The 7,940-nt window shown below is 43.2% G+C and carries 7 protein-coding genes; 5 read left to right on the top strand and 2 right to left on the bottom strand.

Going from position 1 to position 7,940, the window contains the following annotated elements:
- Positions 1-103 precede the first annotated feature (103 nt).
- On the top strand, positions 104-1,174 hold the full coding sequence (locus tag QVO88_RS03000; RefSeq protein ID WP_022287049.1) for a GDSL-type esterase/lipase family protein: 1,071 nt from the start codon (positions 104-106) through the stop codon (positions 1,172-1,174).
- 82 nt (positions 1,175-1,256) lie between these two features.
- Here QVO88_RS03000 and spoVG read toward each other — a convergent pair whose 3' ends face one another.
- A complete protein-coding gene (spoVG, locus tag QVO88_RS02995) occupies positions 1,257-1,544 on the bottom strand; it encodes a septation regulator SpoVG (RefSeq protein ID WP_022287048.1) in 288 nt (95 codons plus the stop codon).
- Between the two features lie 159 nt (positions 1,545-1,703).
- On the opposite strand from spoVG, the gene murC reads away from it, so the two are divergent.
- The 3 genes from murC to QVO88_RS02980 all read left to right on the top strand — a co-directional run bounded on the left by murC (position 1,704) and on the right by QVO88_RS02980 (position 4,590).
- Complete coding sequence (gene murC / locus QVO88_RS02990) at positions 1,704-3,113, top strand: UDP-N-acetylmuramate--L-alanine ligase (protein ID WP_022287047.1); 1,410 nt, start codon at positions 1,704-1,706, stop codon at positions 3,111-3,113.
- A gap of 45 nt (positions 3,114-3,158) precedes the next feature.
- Positions 3,159-3,746 carry a transcriptional repressor LexA gene (gene lexA, locus QVO88_RS02985; RefSeq protein WP_022287046.1) on the top strand — a complete coding sequence of 196 codons (588 nt, stop codon included), beginning with the start codon at positions 3,159-3,161 and terminating at the stop codon, positions 3,744-3,746.
- A gap of 136 nt (positions 3,747-3,882) precedes the next feature.
- Entirely contained in the window at positions 3,883-4,590 is a 708-nt protein-coding gene (locus tag QVO88_RS02980) for a zinc ribbon domain-containing protein (RefSeq protein WP_022287045.1), read from the top strand.
- Positions 4,591-4,755: 165 nt separating this feature from the next.
- Here QVO88_RS02980 and QVO88_RS02975 read toward each other — a convergent pair whose 3' ends face one another.
- Positions 4,756-6,819, bottom strand: coding sequence for an LTA synthase family protein (locus tag QVO88_RS02975; RefSeq protein ID WP_022287044.1), 2,064 nt, complete (start codon positions 6,817-6,819; stop codon positions 4,756-4,758).
- A 236-nt stretch (positions 6,820-7,055) separates the two neighbouring features.
- Here QVO88_RS02975 and guaA point away from each other — a divergent pair.
- Positions 7,056-7,940, top strand: an 885-nt coding sequence (gene guaA / locus QVO88_RS02970) for a glutamine-hydrolyzing GMP synthase (RefSeq protein ID WP_288177738.1), incomplete at its 3' end; no start/stop codon positions are given.

Genomic DNA, 7,940 nt, shown 5'->3' with positions numbered 1-7,940 from the left:
TAAAAATATTTCTCTGAAAACGTTTTATATCCTTGACAAAAACGCCTTGAAAAGCTAAAATAAACATATGCAAAAAATCATAGTATCGAAAGGATATGAAAAAATGGCAGAGAATAAAAAGCTTATAACAGCAGACAACAGCTTTCTTACTTATATGGGCAGAATAGACTTTTCCGACAAAACACGCCCTGAGTTTTATTACGCAGGCTCAAATGTAAAAATGACTTTCACAGGCACAAGCGTGTCCGCCGTGATAAAAAACCATAAGTATTTCAACATTCAGGAGCTTGGCTTTGTTATGGACGGCAAAGAGGGCAAGGTGACTTTCGATAAAAATGACGAGGATATCACCCTTGATATCGCTTGTGACCTTGAAAAAGGCACTCATACCGTCACCCTTTTTAAAAGGCAGGACGCTTCCCATTACTTTGAGTTCGTGGGCTTTGAAATAGACCCCGACGGAGAAGTTCTTGAAAATCCTCCTCTCCCTGCAAGAAAAATAGAGTGCTATGGCGACTCTGTTTCTGCAGGCGCAGTGTGCGAGGCAGTTGACTTTGTTGCAAGCTGTGACCCTGAGGATCATCAGGGAGTTTACGATAACGCATGGCATAGCTATGCAATGATAACAGCAAGAAACCTCGGCGCACAGATCCATAATATCGCACAGGGCGGTATCGCAATTTTCGACAACACTGGCTATTATCATGCCCCGAATTATATCGGCATGGAGTCTGTATACAATAAGCTTTGCTATTTCCCAGAGGGTGCAAAGGGCGTAACGCCTTGGGATTTTGAGAATTATACCCCTGACGTTGTGCTTTTTGCAGTGGGTCAGAACGACCCGCATAACGAGGGCCACGAGGATTTCGATATCGCCGATCCCGATTACAGAGCAAAGTGGAAAAATGCCTACAAGAGCATTATCCTTGACCTTAGAAGCAAATATCCAAACGCAACATTCGTGCTTCTGCTGACAGTTCTCTGCCACGGTGAGGAGTGGGATAAAGCCGTTGACGAGATAGCAAACGAGCTTAATGACCAGAAGATAACACACTTCATGTTCACAAGAACAGGCAAGGCGACCCCCGGTCACCCAAGACTTCCTGAGCAGTATGAAATGGCGGAGGAGCTTACAGCTTATCTCTCAAACATGGGCGATAAAATTTGGGGCTAAAAGCCGAAAAAATAATAGGGCGAACATTTCACATTGTTCGCCCGTTTTTTATGCCTGTTTTATCGGCTTTTTTTTGTCGTTCTCAGCTTAGATCCTGCTGTTCCGCCGCCTGCCTGTCAAGCTCCATGCGGTAAGCAGAAAGTATCTCTCCCTCTATCTCATTGCGAAGCTCGCTGTCGATGGGGTGAACGATATCACGGAAAACCCCGTTGTCATCACGGCGGCTGGGCATAGCCACAAAAAGTCGCTCCTCTCCCTGCACTATCTTGATATCATGTACCGCAAAACTGCCGTCAAAGGTCAGGCTCACAACGGCTCTGAGCTTGCCCTCGTTTATAAATCTTCTGAATTTTATCTCTGTTATAGTCATTTTCATGCGTCCTTTCTTGTGATGTAATGCCTGTAGTAATATTTTTGCCTCTTTTTTTGAAAAATAATCAAAAAAGGGGTTTATTTTTTTTTAGAAATGTTATATAATAAAATAAACATACATTCTGAATTATCTATTATTCTAAGGAGTATTACAAAGATGATAACAAATGAGATCTTGAAAAATATAAAGCACGTTCATTTTATCGGTATAGGCGGCTCTGGTATGTACCCTCTGGTGCAGATATTCCATTCAAAGGGATATTTCATCACAGGCTCAGACAATAACGAAACCGAAACTCTTGAAGCCGTAAGAAAGCTTGGCATCGAAGTCTTTCTCGGTCAGAGAGCCGAGAATATCAAGGGTGCAGACCTTATAATCTATACCGCCGCAATAATGGCAGATAACCCTGAGCTTATCGCCGCAAAGGCAAGCGGTGCGATCTGCTGCGAAAGAGCCGAGATACTTGGCCTTGTCACAAGCTGGTATACGAACGCTCTTTGCGTTTCAGGCACTCACGGAAAGACCACAACTTCTTCCATGCTCACACAGATATTCGTTCAGGAGGGTACTGACCTTTCCTGCGTTATAGGTGGAAAGCTCCCAAGCATAGGCGGCTCAGGCAAGGCAGGCTCATCACAAACTATGGTCTGTGAATCCTGTGAGTTCGAGGACCATTTTCTCAGACTTTTCCCTGACGTTTCAATTATCCTGAACGTTGACGCAGACCACCTTGAGTATTTCAAGAATATTGAAAATATCATAAAGTCTTTCCATAAGTTTGCAACCATGGCTTCAAAAGCCGTTATCTATAATGGCGATGACGCAAATACCCTGAAAGCCGTTGAGGGTGTCGACAAGGAAATGATATCTTTTGGCTGGGATAAGAAAAACGATTATTCTGCCGTTATAAAGTCGAAAAAAGGCTTGCAGACACGCTTTGAGCTTTATCATAAGGGCGAGTTCGTCAGAGAGCTTACTATCCACGTTCCTGGCGACCATAACGTCATGAACGCCCTTGCAGCTATCGCTGCCGCAAGATATTCAGGCGTTTCATGGGAGGGTATCGAAAAGGGACTTGATACTTTCTTTGGCGCAATAAGACGTTTCGAGAAGATAGCCGAGGTCAAGGGCGTTACTATCGTTGATGATTACGCTCACCACCCAAAGGAGATCGAGTGTACACTGAAAGCCGCAAAGGGTCTTGATTTCAACAGAGTGTGGGCAGTTTTCCAGCCTTTCACCTATTCAAGAACAAAGATACTCATGAACGATTTTGTGAAAGCGCTTTCTATTGCAGATATTGCCGTTGTAACGGATATCATGGGAAGCCGTGAGAAAAATACCGACGGTGTTTATGCTGAACAGCTTGCAGAGAAGATACCAAATGCAGTTTGGTTCAAGACCGACCACGAGCTTGTTGACAAGCAGACTGCACAGCAGAAGGAATATAACTTCTCACAGTGTATCGACTATATAAAGAAAAACTGCAAGGAGGGCGACCTTGTTATAACTCTTGGCTGCGGAGATGTCTATAAGCTTGCAAAAAGGCTTGCAAAAGAGCTTTAGGCTTAGAAGATAAAGATTTATTGATATAACAGAAAGGACGGAGCTATGAGAAAAGTAACCGAGAACGAGAAAATGGTATTCGAGTTCATAAAGGATCGCATAGAAGAGGGATATCCGCCGACAGTTAGGGAGATATGTGCGGAGTTTGGCTTTAAGTCTACCTCAACAGCCCATAGATATATAAATAATCTCACCGCAAAAGGTCTTCTTGAAAAGGGAAATAACCAGAACAGAGCCATAAGGCTCACAGGCGGCAACGGCATGAAGATCCCCCTTGTGGGAACTGTCACCGCAGGTATCCCTATCACTGCCATTGAGGAGATAACAGACTATATAAGCTTCCAGCCTGCAAGGCATTACAGCAATCCGCTTTTTGCCCTAAAGGTAAGGGGAGAGTCCATGATAAACGCCGCTATCCTTGACGGAGATATGGTAGTTATAGAGCAGACCCCATATGCAGAAAACGGTGATATAGTCTGCGCACTTGTTGACAACGAGTCAGCTACCATAAAGACTTTCTATAAAGAGGACGGCCATTACAGACTGCAGCCTGAAAATGACACCATGGATCCTATCATAGTAGACGAAGTAAGCATACTTGGCAAGGTTGTGGGCGTTGTAAGATATCTGTAAATATAGATAAAGAAGATTTGTAGGGGCGAACAGCGTTCGCCCGTGTCATTAAAGAAAACGGGCGGATAGTCCAACATAGATATAGAAAAAACTTCGACAAACAAAACAGTTCTAAGTGTGTAAAGGATTGGTAATAATGAGCAGACATTGTACATTCTGCGGTTCTAAGCTGGAGGACGGAGCTAAGATATGCACCAACTGCGGAAAAATGGTACCTATCGCCTCATCGACCCAAAGACGTGGCGAGCAGGAGTTTATAGACCGTTCAAGGATACAGGGCATACCGAAGCGTGTTTACGAACACCCGAAAAGAGCCGAAGCAGAGGAAAGAATGCGCCGAGAGCAGGAAGCTCGCAGGGTAAAGCGTGTAAGAGAGACAGACCGAAACAGAGAAATGAGTGCGGCAGACTATAGGCGCACCCCAACTGAACATTCAAGCAGCGGCAAAGAGAATTATGGTAAGGGCAAAAAGATACTAAAGACTCTGTTTAAGATCACAGTGGTAATACTGGTGATATATTTTGTGATCGCTTTTGTGAGAATATTCAGCGTAAGACATTCCACCTACGATTTCGATACCGAAATGAAATTGGCAAGCGAAAATTACGGTGAAGCCGTTGACGCATATTTCAAAGACGGCAAGTGGAAATATAACATCTTTAAAAATCAGGTGTCCTATGAGGGAACTTCCGAAAGCGGCGACGATTATGTTATGATATTCGGCAAGAATGACGGTCAGACTGTCGTAAGGCAAATGACAAAGAACAGCAAGAAGGTCGCTTCTGACAGCATAATGAACGATGTCATGGGAATGTTCATGTTCGAGAAAAAGGTCACAGGATAAAAAAAATAAGCGCATAATTATGTAGTTATTTGTAGTGGCGAACAGTGTTCGCCCGCATTTTGACACGCATTATAAAACGAAACGGACGAAGTAAAAAAGCTTCGTCCGTTTATTGTTTTGTAGGGAATCGTCCCACTTTTTTTGTTGTTTGTGTTTTTTAACAGCCTAATTTACACTATTGTCACGCTTTTCATCAAACATTTTGTAATACTGCACAGTTTCATATTCGTTCAGCGTGTCCTTGTATTTGTCAGCCACATCATTTATAGAATACCATTCTCCGTCAGCCGTCTTGTAGCCGTAAGAGCTTATTATCGGAATGTCACAGCGTATCTTGTCAAGCTCCTGCTGATATCTCGACTTTGGGAGTCCAGCCGCTTCCATGACCTCGTTTGAAAGATAGTTAAGGCTTATATCGTCTATCTTCTCCGCTTCAACGCCCTTGTTGCTCCAAATAAGGAAAGGAGTCTGTCGAAGTCTTGAGTAATCCTCCGTTGAAAGTAAAGCCACGTCCTTGCCATAGAGATATTCCGTGAAGTCTATGATATGCGGATAATGGTCGCCGAACATTACGATTATGACCTCTTCCTGCTTGTGTCGGAAATAGTTTATAAGCTCTCCCAACGCCTTGTCAGACTGATAGATAAGATTTAGATATTCCTGTGCCGCAGGGTCGTTGTAGTCCTCAAAGGTTATCTCATGAATAACACCCTCCGGATGATCATACGGCGCATGGTTCTGCATGGTCGCTGTCCATACAAAATAAGGCGAGCCTGCATGTCTTTCATATTGCTCTTCAATATATCTGAAAATGGTTTCATCTGTGATATTTCCGTTGAAATATTGGATATCGCTCATTCTGTCCTGACAATTGTATATCCTGTCTTTGAATTGAAGCTGTTCATAGGCGTTGCCTATATCCCATAGTCCCTCAGAGCAAGGCGAGATAGCCTGCGTTGTGTAGCCAAGCTCGTTTAGCCAGCTTACAAGACCGTTTTGTTTGTCGTTGAGATATTGGGTGAATACTGCACTTCCCGACGGCAAAAAGCCAAGGGTGTTGCCGGTGAGAAATTCATACTCAGAGTTGCAGGAATAACCGCCATATGCCGAAACGGAAACATATCCGCTTATGCTTTCCTCCTGCAATTTGTGATAGTTGGGCAGATAGTCTTTGTTAGTCTTGAACTGAGCGATATGCTCAAAGTCTGCAAAGGATTCGTTCATGATAGCAATGATAGCAGGCTTTTTGTCAGCCTTTTGTACCTCATACTGAGTTATGATATCCTCAGCCTTTTGAGTGGAGTAGCCATCAGGCTTCGTCACACGGTTAAACATTCCGTCAAAGCAGAACATAAGGTCATAGCCTACGCACCTGTATGTGTCTGCATTTTCTGCACCTGAAAAGTTCAGCCTGATGTATCTGTTCTTTATACCAAGGTCATAGGCAAACCTGCCGCCATATACGAATACGAAACATCCTGCGATAACAGCCACACACGATATTATCCTGCTGCGTATTTTTATCTTCCTTACTTTTGTCGTCACCGTTACAGCGAAAATAAGAATAAGATCACAAAGCACAAACATCACTTTGCTGTCTAAAAACAGTGAGTACATTCCGTTTATCTCACTGACTGACTTTATGTTGGCAAGGTCGGCAAACTGAACAGGATTCCCCCTGAACTCGGTGACATAATACTGTGCCAAAGCATATATGGCAAATATGACGTTCACTCCGCAAAACCAGGCGTGTGGCTTTGGGAATATCACCGCACCTATAAGATATAAAAGCCAGCAGAGCAATATTCCAAGGAGAATGTAAAGCACATTGCTCTTTGGAAAATATGACCCCATTACAAAGTCCGGAAGAAAATAAGAATTTAGTCCAAGCATAAAAGCCGCCGTGAAAGGGTCGATGCAGCCCTTTGTTTCGCTCTTTCTCAGCTTCTTTTGCATTGAGAAAAATTTCGCAATAATAAATATCAGTGCCAGCTCAACAGCACAAGCCCCTATAAGCGCATAATTTCGCTCTTTCGGCAGGAAGTTGTCTTTGTCCATGTATATGCCCAACAAAGCACAGATGACTCCTATCGTTATAACTGCCACTATGGCACTTATAAATCGTAATGTTTGCATTCCGTCAGGCGACGCAAACCATGCTCCTATCTTTTTCAGCAAGCCTTTTTTATCCTTTGCCTGCTGTGTTTGAATGTTTTGTTGTTCTTTCATTACAATATACTCTTTTCTGTTGATTTACACGCATTTTACAATACCTATTCATTATAGCATAGCTATTAGCAAATTACAACAGCTATAATCAACAAATATTTTCCTGCATGATGTCAGGTGTTCACAATTAATTTACCCCATGCTTCAAAGAGTGTGTAAATTGCTCTTGAAAAAGGGACGGCAACGTGTTATAATATTTATGTATTTCAAAAAACATAAGGAAAAGAGGTAAATATATGTCACATGAGAAGATACTGGTGCTTGACTTTGGCGGACAGTACAATCAGCTTATCGCAAGACGTGTGAGAGATCACCACGTTTATGCAGAGATAAAAAGCTTTGAAACTCCACTTGAAGAAATAAAAGCAGCAGGCTATAAGGGCATAATCTTCACAGGCGGACCAAACTCCGTTTATGATATGACTTCCCCGCATTATGACAAGGCTATACTTGACCTTGGCATACCAGTTCTCGGCATCTGCTACGGCTGTCAGCTTATTTCATGGATGAGCGGCGGAAAGGTAGAAAGCTGTAAAAAGAGCGAGTACGGCAAGATAGAGATAACAGCCTCCGCAGAGAGCAAGCTTTTCAAGGACGTTCCTGATAAGAATATCGTATGGATGAGCCATACCGACTATGTCAGCGAAGCACCTGAGGGCTTTGTTATCACTTCCCATTCAGATGATTGCCCATGTGCGTCAATGGAGAATGCAGAGAAGAAGATATATGCCGTTCAGTTCCACCCTGAGGTAACTCACAGTGAGTATGGTAACGTCATTTTGAAAAACTTTCTTTACGAGGTCTGTGGCTGTAAAGGCGATTGGGTAATGGATAACTTTATCGAGAACACAGTTGCAAAGCTTAAAGAGCAGATAGGCGATAAGAAAGTAGTTTTGGGACTTTCAGGCGGAGTTGACTCATCAGTTGCCGCAGGACTTATCAGCCTTGCAGTGGGCAAACAGCTCACCTGCGTGTTCGTAGATCAGGGCCTTATGAGAAAAGACGAGGGCGACTTTGTTGAGGAAACTTTCACAAGACTTTTCGATATGAGATTTGTGAGAGTAAACTGTCAGAAACAGTTCCTCGAAAAGCTTAAAGGCATAACAGACCCTGAGGAAAAG

Source organism: Ruminococcus sp. CAG:57, assembly GCF_000435935.1.
GTDB classification, from domain to species: domain Bacteria; phylum Bacillota; class Clostridia; order Oscillospirales; family Ruminococcaceae; genus Hominimerdicola; species Hominimerdicola aceti.
Note: the sequence above shows the minus strand (reverse complement) of the source record. Positions and strands in the feature narration are given on the sequence as shown.

Bases quoted from the DNA above. Each gene is read 5' to 3' on its own strand.
- spoVG (WP_022287048.1), bottom strand. From the start codon at position 1,544: ATGACTATAACAGAGATAAAATTCAGAAGATTTATAAACGAGGGCAAG.
- murC (WP_022287047.1), top strand. From the start codon at position 1,704: ATGATAACAAATGAGATCTTGAAAAATATAAAGCACGTTCATTTTATC.
- lexA (WP_022287046.1), top strand. From the start codon at position 3,159: ATGAGAAAAGTAACCGAGAACGAGAAAATGGTATTCGAGTTCATAAAG.
- QVO88_RS03000 (WP_022287049.1), top strand. From the start codon at position 104: ATGGCAGAGAATAAAAAGCTTATAACAGCAGACAACAGCTTTCTTACT.
- QVO88_RS02975 (WP_022287044.1), bottom strand. From the start codon at position 6,819: ATGAAAGAACAACAAAACATTCAAACACAGCAGGCAAAGGATAAAAAA.
- QVO88_RS02980 (WP_022287045.1), top strand. From the start codon at position 3,883: ATGAGCAGACATTGTACATTCTGCGGTTCTAAGCTGGAGGACGGAGCT.